The sequence below is a fragment of the Mycoplasma sp. 1890 genome, from assembly GCF_053851615.1.
Map to the genome: position 1 here is coordinate 1 of NZ_JBSQAZ010000010.1, position 23816 is coordinate 23816.

Annotated in this window: 18 protein-coding genes; 3 read left to right on the forward strand and 15 right to left on the reverse strand. The window is 27.6% G+C overall.

Annotation, left to right across the window (positions count from 1 at the left end; translation table 4 throughout):
* Positions 1-237: 237 nt before the first annotated feature.
* The gene (locus ACWXVO_RS02335) at positions 238-1149 is read right to left on the reverse strand and encodes a hypothetical protein (protein ID WP_444704849.1); all 912 of its coding nucleotides are present in this window, start codon (positions 1147-1149) and stop codon (positions 238-240) included.
* A 12-nt stretch (positions 1150-1161) separates the two neighbouring features.
* Positions 1162-2028 (reverse strand): hypothetical protein, encoded by an 867-nt coding sequence (locus ACWXVO_RS02340; protein ID WP_438340421.1) that lies wholly within the window; start codon positions 2026-2028, stop codon positions 1162-1164.
* A gap of 428 nt (positions 2029-2456) precedes the next feature.
* Here ACWXVO_RS02340 and dnaE point away from each other — a divergent pair, with 428 nt between their 5' ends.
* Together dnaE and ACWXVO_RS02350 are read left to right on the forward strand one after the other, a co-directional pair.
* Complete coding sequence (gene dnaE / locus ACWXVO_RS02345; protein ID WP_456002356.1) at positions 2457-5441, forward strand: DNA polymerase III subunit alpha; 2985 nt, start codon at positions 2457-2459, stop codon at positions 5439-5441.
* Positions 5441-6328, forward strand: a complete 888-nt coding sequence (locus tag ACWXVO_RS02350) for a 5'-3' exonuclease (protein ID WP_456002359.1) — start codon at positions 5441-5443, stop codon at positions 6326-6328. The genes dnaE and ACWXVO_RS02350 overlap by 1 nt, the downstream gene beginning before the upstream one ends.
* 53 nt (positions 6329-6381) lie before the next feature.
* Here ACWXVO_RS02350 and ACWXVO_RS02355 read toward each other — a convergent pair whose 3' ends face one another.
* The 13 genes from ACWXVO_RS02355 to ACWXVO_RS02415 all read right to left on the reverse strand — a co-directional run bounded on the left by ACWXVO_RS02355 (position 6382) and on the right by ACWXVO_RS02415 (position 22001).
* Positions 6382-11262, reverse strand: a complete 4881-nt coding sequence (locus ACWXVO_RS02355) for a valine--tRNA ligase (RefSeq protein ID WP_456002362.1) — start codon at positions 11260-11262, stop codon at positions 6382-6384.
* Positions 11262-12269 (reverse strand): hypothetical protein, encoded by a 1008-nt coding sequence (locus tag ACWXVO_RS02360; RefSeq protein ID WP_438340417.1) that lies wholly within the window; start codon positions 12267-12269, stop codon positions 11262-11264. The genes ACWXVO_RS02355 and ACWXVO_RS02360 overlap by 1 nt, the downstream gene beginning before the upstream one ends.
* Before the next feature lie 78 nt (positions 12270-12347).
* A complete protein-coding gene (locus ACWXVO_RS02365; RefSeq protein WP_438340416.1) occupies positions 12348-13436 on the reverse strand; it encodes a YhjD/YihY/BrkB family envelope integrity protein in 1089 nt (362 codons plus the stop codon).
* Positions 13420-14847, reverse strand: a complete 1428-nt coding sequence (gatB, locus tag ACWXVO_RS02370; protein WP_456002365.1) for an Asp-tRNA(Asn)/Glu-tRNA(Gln) amidotransferase subunit GatB — start codon at positions 14845-14847, stop codon at positions 13420-13422. The genes ACWXVO_RS02365 and gatB overlap by 17 nt, the downstream gene beginning before the upstream one ends.
* Entirely contained in the window at positions 14840-16168 is a 1329-nt protein-coding gene (locus tag ACWXVO_RS02375; protein ID WP_455966106.1) for an amidase family protein, read from the reverse strand. The genes gatB and ACWXVO_RS02375 overlap by 8 nt, the downstream gene beginning before the upstream one ends.
* Positions 16158-16460, reverse strand: a complete 303-nt coding sequence (locus tag ACWXVO_RS02380; RefSeq protein WP_444704842.1) for an Asp-tRNA(Asn)/Glu-tRNA(Gln) amidotransferase subunit GatC — start codon at positions 16458-16460, stop codon at positions 16158-16160. The genes ACWXVO_RS02375 and ACWXVO_RS02380 overlap by 11 nt, the downstream gene beginning before the upstream one ends.
* A gap of 12 nt (positions 16461-16472) precedes the next feature.
* Positions 16473-17306, reverse strand: a complete 834-nt coding sequence (locus ACWXVO_RS02385; RefSeq protein ID WP_456002368.1) for a pseudouridine synthase family protein — start codon at positions 17304-17306, stop codon at positions 16473-16475.
* Positions 17299-17919: an SMC-Scp complex subunit ScpB gene (gene scpB / locus ACWXVO_RS02390; RefSeq protein WP_438340411.1), complete on the reverse strand. Its 621-nt coding sequence runs from the start codon at positions 17917-17919 to the stop codon at positions 17299-17301. The genes ACWXVO_RS02385 and scpB overlap by 8 nt, the downstream gene beginning before the upstream one ends.
* On the reverse strand, positions 17909-18715 hold the full coding sequence (locus ACWXVO_RS02395; protein ID WP_456002371.1) for a segregation/condensation protein A: 807 nt from the start codon (positions 18713-18715) through the stop codon (positions 17909-17911). The genes scpB and ACWXVO_RS02395 overlap by 11 nt, the downstream gene beginning before the upstream one ends.
* A gap of 15 nt (positions 18716-18730) precedes the next feature.
* Positions 18731-19519 (reverse strand): lysophospholipid acyltransferase family protein, encoded by a 789-nt coding sequence (locus ACWXVO_RS02400; protein ID WP_456002374.1) that lies wholly within the window; start codon positions 19517-19519, stop codon positions 18731-18733.
* 25 nt (positions 19520-19544) lie between these two features.
* The gene (locus ACWXVO_RS02405) at positions 19545-19847 is read right to left on the reverse strand and encodes a 4'-phosphopantetheinyl transferase superfamily protein (RefSeq protein WP_438340408.1); all 303 of its coding nucleotides are present in this window, start codon (positions 19845-19847) and stop codon (positions 19545-19547) included.
* Between the two features lie 104 nt (positions 19848-19951).
* A complete protein-coding gene (locus ACWXVO_RS02410; protein ID WP_456002377.1) occupies positions 19952-21280 on the reverse strand; it encodes a C1 family peptidase in 1329 nt (442 codons plus the stop codon).
* Between the two features lie 31 nt (positions 21281-21311).
* Entirely contained in the window at positions 21312-22001 is a 690-nt protein-coding gene (locus ACWXVO_RS02415; RefSeq protein ID WP_444704838.1) for a potassium channel family protein, read from the reverse strand.
* A 369-nt stretch (positions 22002-22370) separates the two neighbouring features.
* On the opposite strand from ACWXVO_RS02415, the gene ACWXVO_RS02420 reads away from it, so the two are divergent.
* Positions 22371-23813 (forward strand): potassium transporter TrkG, encoded by a 1443-nt coding sequence (locus ACWXVO_RS02420; protein ID WP_438340405.1) that lies wholly within the window; start codon positions 22371-22373, stop codon positions 23811-23813.
* The last annotated feature ends 3 nt before the right edge of the window (positions 23814-23816 follow it).

A 23816-nucleotide genomic window follows, 5' to 3' on the forward strand; every position in this document is an offset into this window, starting at 1 on the left:
GCCTCGTTGGTTGCCATGTGCTAAGTTAACTTCTTTTTTGCATAATTTAGCATTTTTTAATTTTTGTTTTAATCTTTTTTTGATTGATATTGACATTTTGCTTTCAAGGATAATTGCTTATTTGTTAAATTGGAATATGTAGTTATAATATCTAATTTTTGTTTTCTATTTCATGAATAATAAAACCACCTATTATATATGTTAGGTGGCTCATTTTTGTTACGATTTAACGATTTTTTATGAAATTACAATTTTTTTAAAGAAATTAGCCACCATTGTCTTAAAAACTTCTTCTAAATCATTTTCATTATCTTTTGAATAATAGTATGTAGTTAGTAATTTTGTGTTTTTACTCAAAAGATCCTTTGTTGAAGAAATAATAATTGGTGATTTTTTTTGTATACGCGTTTCAAATATGTTAATTAACAAGTCAAAAAATCATTGGGATTTCAAACCTAAACTAAGATTTGCAATGAATAATACATCAACATTATTCAAATAATAACATATTGATTGTTTTTCTTCTTTATTTGATGATAGAAAATTATATAGTTCATTAGCATTTAAAAAGGCTACTGTCTTGCCTTGGCTAATTACATTCATTAGAGCTATATATTTAATAATATCATTGCTTATTGTAAAATTGGTTCCTCATAATCAAATGTTAAAATCAAAAACGCCTTTTCCGGTGATCATTGTTCTAAATTTAGCTCTAATATCTTCACTAGCAATAGTTTTAGGTAATGAGTCTATAAAAATTTTTGTTGTTTTTTTTAAAGCAACAACATCAGACGAATTGTTATTTTTTTGAAAATATTTCTTAAATATTGGATCTAACTCTGTGATTGATGTTAATCAGAATTTTTCTAGTTGTTGGCTTCTTATTATCTCCTTATCATTACTATAATCTTCAGCCAAAAAACCATAAATATCAACAAACAGCTTATAGTCAGGCTTTTTATGATTTTTGATAACTGAATCATGATATCTTTGTAAGATACCCATACCCTTTTTTATTTGTTTTTCATTAAGGTTTAATCTTTTAATTTCTGTTTGAATAAAATCCTTTGAAAGAACTTCATTCCTTAATTCATCAATATTTATTTTTTCATTAGGTGATAATATTGAATCAAAAATCTTTTTCTCCATTATTTATTCCTTTTAGTCATCTCATGTTAGTACATCATTTAAATCATCATTAATATTATTATATTTTTTACTAAATAAAGAATAGCTATTATTTCTATTTAGAGAAGCTTGACATAATTCATTATCGATTAAATATGCATCATATAAGTTTCTTCTTGCAAAGTCATTGGCTATTTTTAGGATGTAATTGCATATAATGGCATTATTTATAGAAATTGAATATTTTATTATATTGTTAATAGCATTATCCTTAAAATTTAATGACTTTATTTTTTTTAGCATCAAAATTTGCGATGGACTGAGTTCTTTTCTTGTGTGGTAACTAATATATTCTTCTGAAGTGAGATCTTCAATTAATTCGTGTTCATTAATAATTTTAAAATCAAAGCAATCTTCCTGCTGCAAAGAAATTTTTTCACTAGAAAAGACCTCAAAAAAGTTTTTTGAAACATTATTAAATTCTGTTTCATCATAATAATAAAATGCATTATTCTTAATTAAATTATTATATAAAACTTCACCTAATTTATTTTTTAACAAATTAGCGATAAGGGAATTTTTTACAATTCCATTGGCACATAGTGGTTTTATTAATTTAAATAATAAAGTGCCATCTTTGTCCTGTAGGGTTTTAATTAGACCTAAACCCTCTAATTTATTTTTAGCATCTTTTATTTGGTTTATCGACATAACTAGAAATTCTGAAGTTTTGGCTAAATCATATTTCTTTAGTCTATTTATATTATATAAATCATATAAATGTTGATAAAAAGCAACACCCAGACTTCCAATAATAGGAGAATAGAAGGTTCTTAAATTAATTAAATCTTTTGAAGAAATATCAGCTGAATTATCAACCAAAAATTTAATTTGATCCATTTTTATCCCCCTCTTGTTTATATATTTGTTTTTGCATAAAATTAATTTATGTTAAAACGCATTTTTACTTGATAGCAAAATTATTTTATGGGACTAAGAGAATGTTTTGTCTCATTTTTATTAGTTTTTTTGGGGCTAAGTATTTTTAGTGTAATTTATAGACATCGTTAATAGCCTTTATCATCTAAATTTAAGAAAAATTTATAAAAAAAATTCAGTTTTCTACATGAAAATGTTTAAAAAAATAACTGTTTTTGGGTTAAAAATGGCTAGTTTTGATTACTTATAAAAATATCTTTTTGATTTAAGTTGAATTCTATTATTTTTATTTAAAAATCATTATTATAGAATTTTTATTTAATATTTTTTTATATCCTTTCAACGTCTCTAATTTAAAATTAAACTTAATATTATTTTATAATTAAACTATGAAATTAAATAACCTACATCTTAATACGACGTTTTCTTTTTTAGAAAGTACAATAACTGTTGATGAAGCAATAAAACAAGCTCTTAATAGTGGTATAAATTATCTTGCCTTTACAGAAAAGAATCATTTTTTTAGCTTAGCTGAAGCTAATAAAAAATGCATGGAAAATAACATTAAGGCTAATTTCGGGCTTGATGTAAAACTAATGATTGATGACCAATGATACCAATTTATCTTGTTTGCTAAGCATCAAAAAGGTTTTGAGATCCTTAAAAAGCTATCTTATCAATTATTAAATAATGAAATAATTTATCTTAATGATATTCTTAATTTTGAAGATGATATTGTTATTATAGAAAACCCTATTTTAAGCTACTTTAAATTAACTAAAAATGTTATAAACAAATCGAATTATTATATAGGATTCACAATCATAGATATTGAAAAAAATAAAGAATTTTGTTCTTATTTTCAGAATATTTTGGTTGTAAATAATTTTAACACAGTCGATTTTCAGGATTTTATGATTATAGAATTACTGAATAAAATGAATAATAAGACAAATAACATATTGTTTGATGGTACTTTGTTTTTTGATGTTGATGATGGAGATGGCTTGATGAATAAATTAGTAAATAGAACTAATGCATTTGTTGAGTCAATATATTTTGAACATCAAAAAAATAAATATAATTTGCCCTTTTTCAAAAACGAACAAAACCTTGATTCAAAAGGTTATCTAAAATTTTTAATATGAGAAAAAATTAAAAATAATAATAAAATCAAGGCACTTTTTGAAAACCAAGCTTATAAGGATAGACTATTAAAAGAATTTCAAATTATTTCACAATTAAGATTTGAGGATTATTTTTTAATTATTCAAGATTGAATTAATTGGGCTAGAAAAAAAGGGATTTCAATTGGCCCCGGAAGAGGTTCTGCAGCTGGTTCGTTGGTTTCATATATTCTTGGAATTACAGAAATTGATCCAATAAAATACAATCTTATTTTTGAGAGATTTCTTAATCCTAAAAGAATTTCAATGCCTGATATTGATGTTGATGTTCAAGATGACCAGAGACATGAAATTATTAATTATCTTGTACAAAAATATGGGTATGAATGTGTTGCTAATATTGTAACTTTTTCTGTTCTAGGTAAAAAATCTGCGATTAGAGATGTTTTGAGAACTTATAAAGATGTATCTTCCGATAAAATAAATCAAGTTTCAAAATTAATTTCGTCTGATGACAGAAGTTTATTTGAAGAAGCAAATAAAAATACGGCATTTATTAGTGCTTTGCAGCAAATTAAGCCAACAGATAATTCTTTTGCTAAGAACGTTATCAACCAAACGTCTCGAATTTCTGGTTTCTATCGTCAAACAGGAACACATGCCGCTGGAATTGTAATATCATCAAGGCCAATAATGGAGCTTGTGCCGACTTTTAAAAATATTGATAATTTTCAACAAACGCAGTTCAGCATGGAATACCTTGACTATTTTGGTTTAATAAAGATGGATATTTTAGGCCTTAGAACCCTATCGACAATTAAGCAAATTGAAGATGAAGTTAAAAAGAAAACAAAAAAGGATATCGATTGAGACATTATTGATTATAATGATCAAAAAACATTTGATCTTCTTTCGCAAGGAAATACTTCCGGTATTTTTCAAGTGGAAAGTCCTATAATGATTAAGGCCTTAAAGCAAATTAAGGTAAGCACGTTTGAGGATATTAGTGCTATTATATCATTGAATAGGCCAGGACCAATGGCTTATGTATCAAGCTATGCAAAGAGAAAAGCAGGTATAGAACCAATACCAAGCATCTCGTTGGAATATGATGAAATTGTTAAAGATACATATGGAATTATAATTTACCAAGAACAAATTATGCAAATAGTTCAGAAAGTAGCAAATATGACTTTCGAAGAGGCTGATTTGTTTAGAAAAATTATTTCAAAAAAGAAAGCTGATGAAATGAATGATATTAAGGATTCATTTATTGGACAAGCAACTAAAAATGGATATAGTTTAGAAGTGGCTAATAAAATTTTTAGTAATATTGAAAAGTTCGCTGATTATGGATTTAATAAATCGCATGCTGTCGCTTATTCAATGCTAACATTCAAAATGGCTTATTTAAAGGCGAATTTTCCATTAGAGTTCTATAGTTCATGCATTACAAGTTCAAATGGAGCCCAAGCGACGATTTCAAAATATGCAAATGAAGCAAAAACCATGGGCATTCAAATTGTTAGTCCAGAAATAAATCTTTCAACAAATAAGGCAATAATTTCTGGTAATAAAATAATTTTACCATTAGGTTTAATCAAAGGCATTGGTCCCGAGATAATAAGGATAATTATTAATGATCGCAAAGTAAATGGCCAATATAAAAATTTCTTACATTGTTATTTTAGCTTGTTTAAAATTAAAACATTTGGTAAATCGACATTAGAGACATTGATTAAGGCTAATGCATTGCGAAATTTTAAATTAAGTCAAAAAACAATGCTTGAAGAGATTGATTCATCTTCGAATTCTAGTGTTTTTGTACAACAAAATTTATTTAAAAATACGGTTGATATTGTTGATAAAATCATTAATTGTGAACCACAAAATGTTTATGAAGATGAAACTCAAATAGTTGAAAAAAATGAAATTGAATTGCTTGGCCAAATATACAATTATTCAACAACACAAAACTACGAGATTGACGGCAATAGATTAATAGATACAAGACCTAATAATGAGTATGTAATGATTGTTCAATGTGTTAATGTAATAGTTGGAAATGATAAAAATGGTAGACAATATCAAAGAATTGATTTTCAAGATTCAAGTTTTAAAGTGGTTGCTTTTATGTTTAGAGTTGATCCTGAGCTATCCAAACTTAAACGCAGGCTTGTAAAAATTAAATTTATAAGAAAATTAGATAATAAAATTATTTTAAGAAATTACGAGGTAATTAAATAATGAAACAAAAAATATTAATTATTGATGGTACTTATTTAACGTATCGTTCTTATTTTGCAATAAATAAGAATAATACTTATTTAACAAACGCAGAAGGCGTTTCAACAAGTACAATATTATTATTTTTTAGAACATTGTTTAATCTTATTGAAGAATATTCACCATCACACCTTTTTATAGCATTTGATGCAGTGGGAAAAACTTTTCGTCATAATTTATATGAGCATTATAAGGAAGGCCGAGCAAAAATGCCGAATGAATTTTATAATCAAATGACTATAATAAGAAAATTACTTACATCTTTAAATATTGTAAATATAGAAAAAGCAGGGGTTGAAGCAGATGATTTAATTGCCAAGGTATGTTTTGAATATCCCTTGATTGAAAAGATAATTTTTTCAGCTGATCAGGATCTTAATCAATTAATTAATGAATATACTTCAATAATTAAAAAAACAAAAGAAGGAATTGTTATTTTAACGCCAAAAAATTTTAAATCAATTTATGGCATTAACCCTAATCAAGTAGTTGATTATAAGGCCATAGTCGGTGATTCAAGCGATAACTTTTTTGGTGTTAAGGGTGTCGGGTCTAAGTCAGCTATAAAACTTCTTGATCAATATCAAACCCTTGATAATATTTATGAAAATCTAGAAAATTTATCATCTTCTAGGCTTGCACAAAAATTCATTGATTATAAATCTATTGCATTCAGAGATCAACATATTGCTAAATTAGTTACTAATTTTGAATTAGAAGGTATTAAATTAAATTTATTAGATATAGCGAATGTTGAGCTAACCCTTGACGCAGCAAATATTATTGATGAGTTTCAACTTAATTCAATAAGAAGAGCATTTTTTAAAAAAATAAAAATTATTAATTAGAGCCCTATTTCAGTAAGAAAAAACGCACAAACCAGGTGCGTTTTTTAATGTTATTATGAGTTATCTTTCTTGGTTAATTCTTCTTCATATACTTCTAAATTTCTTTGGTGTAGTGCTAGTTTTTCTTGTTTTTCTTTAATTTTATCCTCACTAGCATTTTTCATAAAGTTTGGGTTATTAATAAAAGTTTTATTAAATTCTATTTCTTTTTTCGTTTTTTCAATTAACTTTTTAAGTTCAATAATTTCATTTTCCTTGTCTTCCTTGCTTTGTTTAATGAAAACCTTGGCAAAGGAGGTTTGGATAGACAAGTCATTATTTTCGCCGATAACAAAATTTGACAATTTAAAGATTATTAGTTGTTGATTTTCAGAAATATCGAAGTTTTCAATAAAGTAGTTTAATGTAATGTTTTTAGATATTTGTTTTTCTTCACGATATTTTCTAAACGTAGTGATTAGTTCGATTAGGTTGTTTATTTCATTTGAATTAAATGTATCTTCAATTGTGTAGTTGGCAAGTGCATTATCCCAAAGCTCCTCGTTGTATATTTCTTGAAACAAATAATCTGTAACAAAAGGCATATATGGTTGAAGCATTATTAAGATTTCTCTAAATAAATAATGAATAAAATAATCATTTTTTTTGAATTTTAAAAACTCTAAATATCATGATGAAAATTTATTGATCATAAATTCTTGAATATGTTTATAAACAACGGTGAATTCATAGTTTTTCATTGCTTCATCAATTTTAGATGTCATTTTTAAAAATTCTAGTAATATTCATTTATCGAAATTGTCTAATTTTTCATATTGCAACTCGCTTTTAATATTAATAGGAATATTTTTTATTAGGCGACCAATGTTTCAAATTTTATTGATAAATAACCTTGCGCTTTGAATTTTTTCATCTCCAAAATTAATATCTAGTCCAGGTGTGCAATTAAATATTAAAGACATTCTCAAAACATCTGATCCATATTCGTCAATAACCTTAATTGGGTCAATACCATTGCCAAGTGATTTAGACATTTTGCGTCCGTGTGAATCCCTTACTAACCCATGTAATAAAACCTCTTTAAATGGTATCTTGTCCATAAATTCTAGGCTTTGAAAATACATTCTTGATACTCAAAAGAAGATAATATCATATCCCGTTACTAATAAACTTGTAGGAAAGTATCTTTTTAATTTTTCTGATGATTGTGGTCAGCCCAAAAATACAAAAGGCGCTAATGCTGAGCTAAATCAAGTGTCTAAAACATCGCTATCTTGAATTCATTCATTACCAGGTTTTTCAGTTTGTACTTTAATTTCGTTGCCTTTGTATCATACCGGAATTCTATGACCTCACCAAATTTGTCTGCTAATTGTTCAATCATAAACATTTTCCATTCATTTGACTAGATTATCCTTAAATCGTTTAGGTATTATTTTTACACCTTCCATGGAATCTAGGTTTTTTAGAAGTTGTTCTGAAAGTGAATTCATTTTCACAAATCATTGTGGTTTTACTAATATTTCGATTGGTTCTTTGGTTCTTTCACTATAACCAATATTTGAAATAATATTTTCTGTCTTGTAAATAAAACCTTTTGTTTCAAGATATTGCGCAATTTTTATTCTTGCTTCGAAACGGTCTAAACCTTGGAACTCCTTCGCTAATGAGTTCATTAAACCATTATCGTTAATACACTCGTTGATGCTAAGACCATAGTTTTTGATAATTTCAATGTCATCAATAGCATGAGCTGAAACTTTCATCGCCCCTGTCCCAAAATTGGGATCAATATTTTCTGAACTAATAATTGGAATTTCTTTTTTGGTTAATGGATGAATTACTGTTTTATTTTTTAGTGAATTAAAACGTTCATCATTTGGATTTAAGGCAATTGCAACATCGGAAAACATTGTTTCAACACGGGTAGTAGCTACAAGCAAGTAATTATTCTTATCATTTTTAAATGGATATTTAATGTAATACATTTTTTGATTAGTTTCAGTGGGTATTACCTCAATATTAGATAATGCGGTTTTTAGCTTTGGATCCCACAAAATCGCTTTTGTATCACGATAAATCAATCCTTTATTATACATATCAATAAAGACTTTTGCAACCGCTTCTGACGCATCCTTATCAAGAGTAAATCGTTCGCTATTATAATCAAGCGCTAATCCAAGTTTTGCTCATTGGTCATTAATGTTTTGCGAATATTCATCTTTTCATTTTCAAATCTCTTTAATAAATTTTTCTCGTCCTAGTTGATATTTATTTCTTCCGCTCTCTGATAATCTTTTTTCAACAACGGCTTGTGTTGCGATGCCTGCATGGTCTTTGCCAGCCACTCACATAACATCAAATCCCTTTATTTTTTTATATCTAATAATTGTATCTTGAATATATGTATCTAAGGCGTGCCCGATATGAAGCTTTCCAGTTACATTTGGAGGCGGTAAAATTATTGTAAAAGGAGGTTTTTTGATATCATGTGTTGAAAAGGTTTTCATATCTATTCACTTTTGATGGCGTCCTTGTTCAACGAGTTTGTGATTAAAATTCTTATCCATGTTATCTCCTAAATTTGTAGCAATGTTTTGTATACTGAAATCAATAATTTTCTCCTCATCGTAATTTCTTTTATCCTTAATAGCTTTTTCATTCTTATTTAATGAGCGATCAAATGAAAAAATATCTCTTATTTTTTTATTCTGAGTGTTATCTTTGTTTATTCATTTAGATAATTGATTTCACTTGCAACTTATATAATGATCTGGTTCAATTTCATATTCAAAAATATTTTCAATTTCATCAATATTATCAATAAATTCTTCATAGTTAGATAATAGGTAATCATCTTTTTTGTCTAACATTTTTTTAACAACTGGATTTATCGGGTTGTCTACAACAATGTTTGTTTTACCTCTCTCAATAATTCGCGAGTTTATCATTATTTGCAAATCTGTTGTTAACTTACTGGCCGTTTTTATATCACTTAATAAGTAAATCCCGATGGCTTCATTTTCAAGAATGTATTCATTTATTTTATTAAGTACTTCGATTTGGTTTTTAGCATCAATTTTATCAATGTTGTTTCCGATTACAATTAAGCTTGGATTGTTGATTAAAATTTTGCTTAGCTCAAGAGCAATTTTTTCATCCTTAGAAAGATAAGACAATTTCATTGTAAGTTTGTCCAACGAAAGGTTTGCATTTAAAAGGATTCTATAAATATTGGATTTAAAAATAATTCTTTTCATCGCTTCTTCAGCGTCGCTTGTTTCAAAAATTCTTTTATAGATTAGAAACTGATTAAAAAGATTATTAAGTAAGAAGTTTAATTCTTTTAGATTAAAAAATGCTCTTAAAAAAGGGTTCAAAAAGGTTAATTCTTGATTAAAATCTTCTTCAAATTCAATTTTATTTAATGAGTGGAGGTTGGTTAATAATTCTTTTATATTTTTAAATATTTTTTTAGCATTTTCTATATTATTTTGAAAAACATTTGCTAATTTCGAATTGTAATTTTTTGTTTCATCCCTAATACTTTTACCGATATTTTCAACATTTCAATGAAATTCTGCTTGTTTTTCTTCAAACTTATACTCGTATTCCTTAATTGTTGAAATATCAATATAATCACTAGTTTTCTCATTATTGTCTTCTTTGTCTACAAGTAATAAGCTTGGGGAGTGATTTTTTTTATTTTTTAGCGATTTAAATCTTTCGATAAATGAACTAAAATTGTTGGTTATCATTGAATTAGCAATTAATTTTATTTGCTTTTTTAATTGTGTTCTAGTTCAGTAAGTTCCTAATAAACTAATTTCATTGATTATATTTTTTCTCAAATCATATAAATCATCAATAAACGAAAGTAGGGAAGTGCGATTTAGAAGCGAAATTAGAAAGAAATGTTTTGTTAAAAAACGCTGTATTATTTTATTAATATAATATCTACCATAATAGTGATTAAAAGAATCAATTTTAAGATTTGTTTTTAAATGAAATTTATTTAAAAGAATTTCACTGCTGAAGCTTTTTCTTAATCTAGAAAAATATTTATTATTTTCCTTTTTAACTTGTTTTTTTTCTTTTAATTTGTCTATTATTTTTTTTATCTTAGTTAGTAATTTACTTTTAAAACCATGATTTGAGTTTATGTCTTTTTTGGAACATATTTCAAGATAATTAGTTTTGGCTTCTTTATATTCATTATATTGCATTAACGACTTTCCAGAAACATAGTTCTTTATTGTTTGCTCTATATATGTAAAGAAGGATTGCTCATGATTTTGTATATTTTTTGCGATATTATGAATAATGCCTGAGAGATTTTGCATTAGTAAAATTTGGTCATTTTGATTTAATTTATTAAGATTTTGCGCATTATTTTTTGAGAGTATTAATTTTAATTCATTTACTAATGGTTCTAATGAGTATTGAAGTTGGTAATTTGTTTTAGAATATTCTAATCTAAAATGGTATCTCGAATCTTGGTAGACATCTTTTCAACTATTTTTAAAGATATTATTAAATGAGCTAGTAACTTTATTTTCTTTTATATAGTTTTTCAGATAAGCAAAAACAGTTTCTTCTGATTTTGTTTCAAATAGCTCATCGCTTTCAAAGCCATATGCAAGATTATCACGGAAATTTTGGTTCGAATCTATCATATAGAAATTTTCATCATCTTGTTTAAATTCGATAAATCCTTGAAAATCTTTGATTTTATTATCTCTATCTATCAAGAGATTGAAAATGTTTTTTTTAGATTGAATATTATCAGCAATAATGCCTAAAATACTGCTTTTAGAAAGCTTAAAATTTAAATCATTAATAAGATATTCGAATGAGTAATAATTGTTTTTTTTGATCTTATTTATTTTTTTTAGTTCTTGAACTCTAAAACCAGTAATTTTTTTCTTATTCATTAGAATCTGTCACCTTCCTTTGTTTTAACTAGCGATGCAACAACTCTATATGTTGCAAGTATGACAGCTAGATTAAAGAAAATCTTAACAGGACCCGTTAATGTTTGACCAGTAAAATTAACTCAAAAATCAGTTTTTAATGTTTGAGTATCGGCTCATGCGAGTAACACGGTGTTTGCCAGTTCTAGTAGAGCACTAAATGAAATAATAGCCATAACTTCAAGGAACGTTTGGTATTTTTTTCTCACAAAAAGGCGATATATAACAACAAATAAAATCATTCCAATAAAACCAGATGTCGTTAGTAGAATATAAAATGTTTTATTTTTAACAAAACGATTGTGTTCGAATATTGAATTGTCAAGTTTAGAAAATATAGTTACAATGATTAAAATTTGCAAGGATAATAGCACTAAAGTAGAAATAAATGAGAAATTCATCATTGCCGTAGGTCTTGGCTTGTTCTCTAAAATAATGATTTTAACTTCATAGAATGCAATTTTTTCTGAAAAATATTGTAAATCTTCAGAATTTCCTTTTGCTAGTGCTTCAGCAAACTGAATTTTAAAAAATTCTACAATTTGTTTATATTTATATATTCGGTAGTTTCTCGAAAAGAAAAGTTCATTTATGTTAAAAAAGTAATATGATGCTATTCCTGGAATAAATCCAGCAATAGCCACTGCAATAGTATATAAGAAACTATAATATGTAGGAACTAGAGCAAATGAAATGAAATCTGCCAATACTCCTGTGATCATTCCGACAAACGGTCCGAAAATAAAACCTGTAATTTTTATTGGTAGGCCTATAAAACCAAATTTAAATGATGGTAGGGCGCTAATTGGTAAAATTCTTACTGAAATTAGAAAGAAAACAACAGAGATAGCAATTAAAACACCCACAAAGGCAATTCTCTTTGGGTTTCATTTTTTGAATGAAATATTTGTTTGTGATCTTAGCCATCTAATATAATGACTCAAGCCGCCTGGTAACTTTGAATTCATGCTTTTCCTTCGCTATCTTTTTAATAATAATTATATTATTATATTCTGAAACTACTTATAAAGTGTGGTTATGCTTTGCTAATATTTTCTTGAAAATCACTTATTTTTCTCGAGAATGGGTAAATTAATAAAAGTTTTATAAAAGCTAGAATTAACTATTACGCCAGTGTAGATAAAATATGACATAACACTTAGTAATAAAATGATATACATAAATGATGCGACAACACCAAATTTCTTATAATCAAATACTGAGGTTAGAGATCCAAAAATTAAAATGTATAGGGTAGTTGGCACTGTTACTATTAGTGCGCCGGGATTTACATGTGAAAATTTTAGTTTAAAGTTAGGTGCAAATTTAAAGAAAAATAAAAATGCTACATATGTTATTATTGGTAAAAATAAAACTGTTGGAATTCAAAAAATAAGTTGAAATTCTCAGGGTAACATTTTAAGTGTTGTTGTGTGATCAACATTAATACTAAATACATTCTTTAATATAAAGTTAAGAAAAGCTGATGTAACTAATAAAAAAACTACGAGTAATACTGTGATAATTATGCTTGTTATAAATCCCTTGATTCGTGTTCTCCACATTGAGGATGAAGTTTTTTGTTCGTATAGAGCATCAAATGATCAAATAAATTTGCTATAGCCCTTTGATGATATTCACAATATAGATATGGTAAGAAAAATAAATGCAGCAATTCCGCCTGGGCTACTTCAAATTTCTGAAAATGCCGGAATAACGTTTTCAATACCGGGAATTAGCTGGCCTAGAATCGTGACTTTGATAACAATCTCTAACTGAGAATTTATTGCTCCAATAATTCCTATAACTAAACCTAGAGTCGGTATAAATGAAAGAAAAAGGTACATTGCGTATCCTGTTGGAACAAAGGCAAATTCATTTGAGTTTATTTTAGCATATGTCGATCTAACTATTTCTTTTCCTTTTACTTTCGAACTTCGCAAGTAATTTGGAATAGCAACAAAGAGAATCCCGTATATAATCGCCTTTAAAGCCTTTTCAAAAAAGTTTTGTTTATTTTTATTTTTTATTACTTGTTTTGCCGAAATAGAATTAGCATTATTATTTAGTTTTTTTTCTTGGTTTTTATCATTATTTCAACCGGTCTGGAGTAAGTTTTTATTCCTTTTTTTCATAAAGATCCTTAATTATTTGGCTTAGCTCAATTGCATTTGCTTTCCCAGCAGTTTTTTTCATTACTTGGCCAAGCATAAATTTTGAAGCTCTGTTGAAATTTATTTCAAATTCTTTGTTTAAAGTTGGGAATTCATTTAAAATTTCTTTAATAATATCTGTTAATGAAATTTCCTTGTGTTCAATGAAAAGGTTATTTTGTTTAATTATTTCATCAATATCATTGTTTTCGTTTTGATTAATTAGAATACTTAGGATGGTTTTTATGCTGGTCTTTTGTATTTTTTCATCTATTGTATATTGAATGATTTTTGACATAACATCAATATTTAGTTTTAACTTTGATAATGACAAATTATTCTGATTTAGAAATGAAACGATTTCAGCAAAGAAAATATTCACGCTCTTCTTAAAATCTGTTGTGTTGAGCATATCAATGAAACTTGCATATTCCATATTTTCAATTAATTGCATAATTTGAACATTATTTAACCCATATTTTAGATAACGCATTTCTCTTTCATATGGTAGTTCTTCAATTGTAATACTATCAACAAATTCTGGTTTTAGTTCGATACAAGGGATATTGGGGTCTGGAAAATATTTATAATCAATTGAGTCAGATTTTGAACGCATTGTTATAGTTTTTAGTTTAGATTCATCAAATCTTTTTGTTTGTTGCGAGAAAGTTTGGCCGCTTTCATAACATGATGTTTGCCAATTATATTCATATTCTATTGCTTTTTCAATATTAGAAATTGAGTTTAAATTTTTTACTTCAACTCTTGTGTTTAGGTCATTAGTTCCTTTTTTTCTAACAGAAATATTTAAATCAACTCTTAAGCTACCTTCATTCATTTTGGCATCGGAAATGTCAAGAGCTAGCGCAATTTTTCTTATTGCATCAACATATGCAACCGCTTCCTTAGCACTATGAAGAACTGGATTAGAGACAATCTCGATTAACGGAACACCTGAACGATTGTAGTTTAGTAAAGTTTGATTGCCTTCATGAAGAGATTTAGCTGTATCTTCCTCTAGGTGAATTCTCTCAATTTCAATATCTTTTCATTCATTATTGACTTTAATTTTTATTTTTCCATTTTTGCCAATTGGATTAAATTGTTGTGTAATTTGGTAGCCTTTTGTTAAATCTGGATAAAAATAGTTTTTTCTATCAAAACGAATATTATGGTCGATTTCCATATTTAAAGCTTTTGCTAATTTTATTGCCTTAATGATGGCTTGTTTATTTACGATCGGTAATGAACCAGGATATGCTAAATCAATGTGCGATACATAAATATTAGGGTTGGATGTATAAAGATTAGGTTGTGATGAAAACATTTTAGTTTTTGTATTAAGTTCAATATGTATTTCAATACCAATAACTAATTCTCAATTTTTATCCATTTATTTCTCCTAGTTTTTTTTCAAAATATAATGCTTGGCTAAATAACTTTTTGTCATTATTTCTTTTTGTATCAAAAGCAATATTGAATGGTAAATGGTTTTTTAAATCAATACCAAGTTTCATTGTTAATGATGGATTCCCAACTAGATTTGCATAAGTTAAAATAAAATCTAAATATGATTTATATTTTGACCCATTTTTAATATTGGGAGCAACATCATTAGAGGCAGGATAAACAAAAACATCAGCTGTGTTATGAATATTTTCAAAATATTCAACCAAGACTCTTCGCATCTTTTTGGCTTTTACAAAGTATCTAATTTGATTATTGGCTTTGAGAAAAAAAGATCCTAGAATTAGACGTGATTGAACCATTTTGCCCAGATATTTTGATCTGGTTTTTTTGAATGTATCAATCCAATCCTTGCCTTCTTCTCTTAATCCGAAGGAAACACCAGTAAGATTGGCGAGATTTGAAGATGCTTCTGAAAAGGCAATTATTTTGTAAACTACATCTATTGAGTTAAGAAGCTTTATATTTTCTTTAATTTTAATTAGTTTAATTCCATCTTTTTCCATCACATTAAGAAAGTTTTTGTATGATTTAGCAATTTCTGGATTAAGTTTATCAAAACAATCTAAATAGGCAATAGATTTTGGCTTTTCTTCCTTAATCTCATCATATTTAAAGCTAAGATCAATTGAAGTTAAATCATTTTTTAGATCTTGCTTGTACAATATTGATGATAATTTTATTAGGTCCTTAATGTTGTGTGTAAAATAAGCCACAGTATCTAATGAAGAGGCAAATGCAAAAAGTCCATATCTGCTAATTGCTCCATATGATGGTTTAAATCCAATCTCACCGATATTTGAAGCAGGTTTTCGTACAGAGTCTCCGGTATCTGAACCAATTGCAAAGTCGATATCTTTACTAAAAGTGGCAGCAGCACCTGACGATGATCCACCAACTAGATATTCTTTATTTAAAGGATTCTTTATTAAACCAAAGGCAGAATATTCCCCCGATCCCCCGAGACCGAATTCATCAAGATTTGTTCTAGCAACACATGTTGACCCATTTTCTTCGAGCAATTTAATAACACTAGCTTTATATCCAGGTCTGAAATTGCGCAAAAACAAGCTTGAGGCTTTACATTCAACATTTATGTCAGCATAGTTATCTTTTATTGTGTATATTGTATTGGATAGTGGAAGACTACTATCATTTAATTTAGCATCTTTGAAAATGTAGGATATAGCATTATTATCATCTTGTAATAATTTATCAATTATATTTTGAATATTTTTATTCTTCATGAACAACTCTTTTCATAATAACTAGATCTTCATTGCTATTATATGCGTTTTTAAGAAGTTTTTCTTTGTCGATTTTAGTGCAATCGCATATTTCGTCGTCTCTTAAATCATTAAAAGAAATTTTAGATTCGTTGATATGCGATAACGGTTTTATATTGGCTAGATTTATTTCGTCAAGATCAGTTAGCGATTGGTTAATTGAGTCTAATAATTTTTTGGCCATATTAATAACTTCATCAGATGGGTCTAGTAATAAATTATTTGCTATTGTTTTTAGTTCTTCATCGTTCATTTTTGGTCCTTTTTATCAACGCGGTTGAGATATAAAAATTTGATTATTATATTCATTAAATTCATCAGGTAAATTTTGAAATTTTATTGAATATGAATGCAAATATAATCTTTTTGCTTTTTTTCCGCCATATTTAGTATCTCCCAAAATTGGAGATTTTAGATATTCAAGAGTAGCCCTGATTTGGTGCTTTTTTCCTGTAACAATTTGAGCGTAACTACGGTTTCCTTCCTTGAAGAAGATGGTTCTAGCTTTTATTCCAAAATCTGGATTTACTCGCATTTTTTCATTTTTAATATCTTTTTCAAGGCGTACAGTTATGTCAAGCTTTTCTTCGTTAAAGTCTGCAACAAATTGATAAATTTTTTCAAAATATTTTTGATACTCATCAAAAACTACTAAGGTTTTATAGTTCTTTGCATATACCACTAAGCCACTAGTTTTTTTATCAATTCGGCCGATTGAAGCCGGTACAAAAGAAGAAGTTTTTTTAAAATTTAGATATTTATGAACTTGGTCATCTAGGCAATTTTCTTCTGAATGCATTGCGATGTTTATTGCTTTATCAACAATTAAAATATTTTTATCCTCATATATAACTTTAAAATTAATATTTGCAGTATTTCTCTTTTTTGGTTTTTGAATTTCAGAAATTCCATAAACAATAATTTCATCGTCTAACTGTAATTTATATTGCTTATCGTTAGTTTTAACTCCATTTACTTTTATGTCTTTTTCACGGAAAATTTTTTCAATTCGTGATTTCGGGACATTGTCACATACTTTTAATATGTATTTATAAAGAATACGATCCACATCATCTTTTTTTGCTCTAAATTTATTCATTATATGTTTCCTCTACAAATAATTCATTATTAGATGCGTCGACTCTTTGAGAATCAAATAAGTCAAAATTTTCATCAGCCATTTCTTCTTCGATATTCGAGTAGCGGCTAAATTCAGGAAAAGGAGGAAGTTCAGCTAGTGTTTTAATTTTAAAATAATCATAAAATTTGTTAGTTATTCCATAAATGATGGGATTACCTGGGGTTTGAGCTACACCTACCTCCTCAATAATTCCTTTTTCTAATAAACTTGCAACAATTCCGTCACTAACAACACCTCTAATGTTTGAAATCATTGAACGAGTTACTGGTTGTTTATATGCAACAATTCCAGCTACTTCAATAGCTGCATTTGAAAGTCTTTGTTTCTTGACAATTGTAACTAGTTCAGATATATATTCCTTTACAGCCTCAACTGTAAGAAATTTATAAACATCATTGAATTCATAAACCTTAATACCATGATCTTGGTTATTAAAAAAAGTCTTGAAATCTCTTAATATTTTTCTGCCTTCTTGGATGGTGTTTAATTTAAAAATATCTTTCACTTGTTCCGAACTTAATCCTTCACTTCCTTGAACGAATAGTAGTGCTTCAATTATTTTATTCTTCATATTCTATTCCTTTTTTAAATTTGATAATACCTTCATCAACATCTTGTTCTAAAATAACAATTTGTTGTCTTGCAAGATCCAAAACGGCCAACATTGTTATGACAAAATGGCCTATTGTTGGTACATTAAAAATCTCATTAAACATAACCTCATTTTTATTAACAAAAAGACTGATTATTCTCTTTTTTTGATCCTCAGGATTTACAGCAACTGTTGATATAGTAATATTTCTAATTAATTCCGAATATGTTCGTTCAAACATTTTTCTTAATGTTATAACTAACTTCGAGCTATTAGAATGTCCATCAAGAATTGTTGAATCAACTTCTTTAACAAATCCCTCGGTTTCTTCTGGTTCTTTTGAAAACAAGTTTTGTCTTTGTTCTTCTTGTTTTTTTAATATTGAGGAAATTTCCTTAAACTTTTCATATTCCGCAATTTGTTCAAGCAATCTTTTCTTTTCTTGTTTGATTTCCTCTTCTGCTTCTGGGTCTTGTAATAACATCCTTGCTTTTAATTGAACTAGTGTTGCAGCCATAACTAAATATTCTGATGCAAGATCAATTTCATAACTTTCTATGTGTTTAATAATTTCCAAATATTGAGCAGTCAATTCAATTAAATCTACCTCAAAAATACTAATATTCTTTTCTCTTATTAGTGTTACTAAAAGGTCAAGTGGACCATCAAAATTAGAAAGTTTAAAAATATGTTTATCGCTTTCGGTACTTGTGTTTATTTTTTTGTCATCTTCTGAAGATAACTTACCTGATTTTGGTGTGTTTGTATGGTTCATAATATTGATTATTCTCTATTTTCTTTTTGTAAAAGTATTTTTTATGGTTTCATCTGATGAGATATTTTGATCTTGATATTTGCTTGAAACAATATTTTTAACTCAGTTAGCAAAATCTTTTTTATCTAGTGTTTGAAATTGCTGAGGTTTTATTGAAGGGTGAAAAATTACCTTAACAACAAGCTTTCCTTGTCTTTTATTATCAAGAGCATTAGCTGCATTATTTATTGTTACTGGTACAAGGGGAATGTAGGTTGATTGAGCTGTTAGAAATACACCACTATTAAAATGAGCTATCTTGCCATCTCTTGTTCTAGTGCCTTCAGGGAAAATAACACCACAAGTTTGGTGTTTTTTAACATATTGCCCAAAATCTCTTAGAATTGCTAACGCTTCCTTTGGCTTTTGTGTATTTATGTAAAAGGTGCTAATTAGTTGACTAATTTTGTAAATTGATTTCTTTTGTTTAGCTTCCTCTCTAGCAACAAATGTCATTGGTTTTGATTTTCTTTCGCCATTACCATGGTTTCATAAAGCTGAAGCAATAATTAAAGGATCTAGATAAGTTGAATGATTAGGCGTTAAGAAACAAGGTCCACTTGGAATATTTTCAAATCCTTCAACTTCAACCTCGACATTCAGGTGTCGCAAAATATTTGAACTATATTTGTGGATAAAATGTTGTTTTTCCACGTCTTTATAATAATCTGGCATTACTCTATTTCTTTTTGCTTTTGCCAAAAGTCTCACAAAGTTGTGTAGTAAAGGAATAAATTTAAGAAATTTTCTTGTTTTTAGTGTCATAAGTTTTTTCTCCTTGTTTTATTTTTTAGGATTTAAATGCAACAGCAACAACATAACCATCTTCACTAGTTGTAGATAATTGGTAATTGGCATATGTATATCTTCCAGCATTCGTTTTTTTGATTAGTATGTTTTTAAAACTAAATATTGAATTGTCAATTTTGAATATGCACTCTTTTAATGCTCATCTGGTTGCTAAAAATATTGGTTTTTTAGAGTCGCTGATTTTTAAATATTCTTCAATTTCAATTGGGTGTAAAATTTTTTTAATGGCGTTGGTGGATATATTTATAAACCTATTAATTTTAGCCATATCAATTGAAATCATAAAACTCCTTAATAAATAATTATTAATTATAATTTAATTAATAAATATTATGATTACAAAAGGAAAAAAATACCAAGCTATTAAACTGGTATTTTGCTATTAAGTTATTCATCACATAGTGGATCAAATGGAGAAATCGTAAAAATAGGTTTATTAAATGATTCAATTATTTCTTTATCTAAATATTTTTTATCAACAATAGCCATGTAATTATAATCAGTAAATCATTGGTCGCTCATTGATCAAAAACCTTTTGATCCTCGATCGCTTCCTCAACTATTTTCTACCTTTCAATTAATTGCTTTTCCTTGGGAATCTAGGTTTACTCCTACCATATTCATTGCATGAGCAATTACTGAAGCTCTTGATTCGAATTTTTCAGCTTTTGAGAAGTCTGGCGTTTTTGTTAGTGTTAGATCAAAATTGTAAAGTTCGGAATCTAGGATGCCCTCTCTATTTCCAAATGTAGAAACATCGCATCCAAATCATACTGGGTCCCCTGCTTTAATTTGATTAATCATAACTCTTTTCATTATCTCGATATCAATATTAATCATTGTTAAGGGAGTACCGCCAACCATATTATTGCATAGAGGGGCTTGGATGACAGAATTATGTGGAAACTTATTTCTCGGATCAGATACAAGAGTGATTTTTGTTTCAATATGTTTGCTTAGGTATTTTTGATAAAACTCAACTGGTGTCATTTTATCTAATGATACATATTTTTTATCCTTATTCATATATTCGAATTTGAATTCCTTTGGTGGTTTACCTAATGATTTTACTAAAATGTTATAAACATCTTCTAGTGCTTTTTCTTTTAGTAAAGAAACTTTATTTAAATCATTTCTTTGCAAAAATGTTTGTCTCATCTTAGCAGTATAAGCCTTTAATCTTCAATTAATTTGTTCTACCATTTCACTCGTGGCTTCAGAACTAAATGATTCATTCATTGCATCTTTTGTTACAATTCCATATTTCTTAATAAGATTTGTAAAGAAATCTCAATAGCCACCATCTGAAACTGGGTTAGTATTAAAATATCTAAATAGGCGATCTTCATTCTCTAATTTTAGTCCTTCATTTTCAATTCAATTTAAGTAGAAATTTGCCTTTTCTAATTTATCAAAGAAATGAATATAGTTTTGTGAAAGTTCTAATGATTCAACATTAAATTCTTCCATTAGTTTAGTTCTAATAGAGTTTAAGCCAGCAAAAATTCAACATCTTCCTGATGCTTTTTGATTAGTAATGTTCCCTACTTTTGTTTCATGAGAAAAAACAAAATTATGTTTTTTTATTGCGTCATTGTTTATTGAGCTTTGTTTTAATCCATTTTTAAAAATGGCTGATTCAATAATTTTGTTATTCATATTATTTTCATAATTTTCTTCAAACTTGTTAATTAATTCAAAATTAATTTCTGACATATTTTTATATTTTCTCCTTATTTTATTTAGATTATTTTGATTTGGTACAAAATTCCGTCACTCTTATAATATCTTCAAGTTTACCAATAAACGTAATTAGGTCACCATTTTCTATTTCAAAGTCGCCGCTAGGAAGAAATCAACTTTCGCCTCTTTGAATTAATGAAACTGATACGGAGTATTTGCTTCTAAATTCTGTTTCTCTAATTTTCTTGCCAATTATTTCATGATTTTTAATCCCGACTTTTGAGCTAACAAATCCATCTTGAATTTCAGTAATACATTCCGAAAAATTTGTCAAAGCATTATCCGAAACTAGGATAGCTGTTTTTGTTCCTGCTTCTTCTTCTGGAGAAACAATTCACTTGACACCAATTTGTTTTAAAACACGTGAATGACGAGAATTTGATGCTCTTGCAATTACTGTTTGCACACCTATTTCTGCTAGCGCTGCAACAATTTCAATGTTGTCTGATGTCGCAACGATAACGACATCAAATTCCTTAACATTAATTGATTCAAGAGTTTTTTTATCAGCACAATCAGCGACGTAAATGTTTTCAACTTCATCTTTAAATGGTAGAAGGTGTTTTTCATCTTGGTCAATTAGTACTAATCGAATATTGTTTGTTCTATCTAAAAGAAGTTTTCTTACAACCGCTTGTCCAAAACGGCCAATGCCGATTATGCAAATTTCCCTTGCCTTTTTAAAAAGTTTCATATTTTCTCCTAAACTATTTTGATGATTACAAAATCATATACTAATAAATTTTAAGACTTTTATATTTAAATAAAGTAAAGTAATTTCAAAAAGATAACCCTAGCAAATGATTGAACTATTCAATCTAGTTGTCTTCAGATATAAATTATTAAATTTTTCTTTTAAATTTAAGTTGCCTTTTTAAATTTTAACATTTAAATTTTTTTAGTCAATTTCACCAAAAATATATTTTTTTACCTTTTGCTATATAATATAGCAATGATAAAAAAGCATCATATACCTAAAAAAACTAATATTTTCCTAAGATTTTTACGTAAGCTTGGGGTGGTAAGATATATTTTTATAATATATATCTTATTTACTATTCTTATGTCACTTTTGTTATTCTGAAACATATCCCATAAGGCCGATATAAAGGAACCAGTTAAATATATAGATGCACTTTTCGTATCTTCATCAGCATTTAGCGACACCGGGCTAACGCCATTAGTCACATCCGATACATTTAATACCTTTGGCCAGTTTTTGATTGCCTTAAGTATGGTTGTTGGTGGAATTGGAATATTTACATTTAAGATTTACATTTTTCAATCTATATTGGGTTTGAGATCTAACATCTTTAGCAATATGGTTTCTCAAACAGAAAGAGGTTCTATAACTGTTAGTGAAACAAGAAAGATGATTAAGATAGCAATTTCGTTCTTAATTATTACAACTGCTGTTGCTTCATTTATCTTTACAATGCTTTTATATTTGAGACCAAATTCAAATTTTATAACACAAGAGTTAAAAGAAACTAGCCCTTTATTGTTTAATAATAAAGTCGTTTTGAAGGCTAATGAGATACCATATAATAACTTTCTTCAATCATTAAAGTATGGAATTTTTCATGCGATTAGCTCAATAAATAATGCGGGATTTGACTTGTTTGGAAATAAGAGTTTACAACCTTTTTATAATGATTATGCTTTTCAAATAGTGACAATAATAACCTTTTTGATTGGCGGAATAGGCTTCCCGGTGATCTATGATATATGAAAAAAAATTCAATCAGTCAAGTTAGACCAACCGCATCATAGATTTAATTTATTCACTAAATTTACAATAATAACTTATCTAATTACTACTGTATTAGGTTTTAGCATAAGTGTTATATTGGAATATAGTTCTAAATCAGAAACTACTTTTTGATATCAAAAGGAATATGGAACTGTGGGCGACAAACTATTTGCTATATACTTTCAAGTTAGTTCAACTAGATCTGCTGGTTTTTCGACTGTAAATTACTATAATTTTACACACTCAACCGTTTTATTACATAGCATCCTTATGTTTATCGGCTTTTCACCAGTTTCAACTGCAGGTGGTATTCGAAATACAACAATAGCAGTTATTTTTCTAAGCATAGTTACAATGATGACTGGTCGCAGTAGAATTAACGCCTTTAAGAGACAAATTGGTAAGGAAACTCTTATTAAAGCAGTCAATGTTTTTACTCTATCTATTGTCTTGATATTTATTGTATCAATTGTTAGTTATTCAACTCTTCCGACTCAAACTAAACAAATTGGTGATGTTAATTATCCAATTATTTTTGCAACATTTGAAGCATGCTCAGCTTTTGGCAATACTGGTTTGACAACAGGACTATCTTCAAATTCACACAACTTGCATATTGCTGGCAAATTAAGTCTTATTTTTATCATGATAATTGGACAATTTGGTATTCCTCAGACTATCAAAATATTTGGTCGAGGAAGAAAAGCACCAGAATACTATCAATATATCTATGAAGATGTATCGATTGGTTAGGAG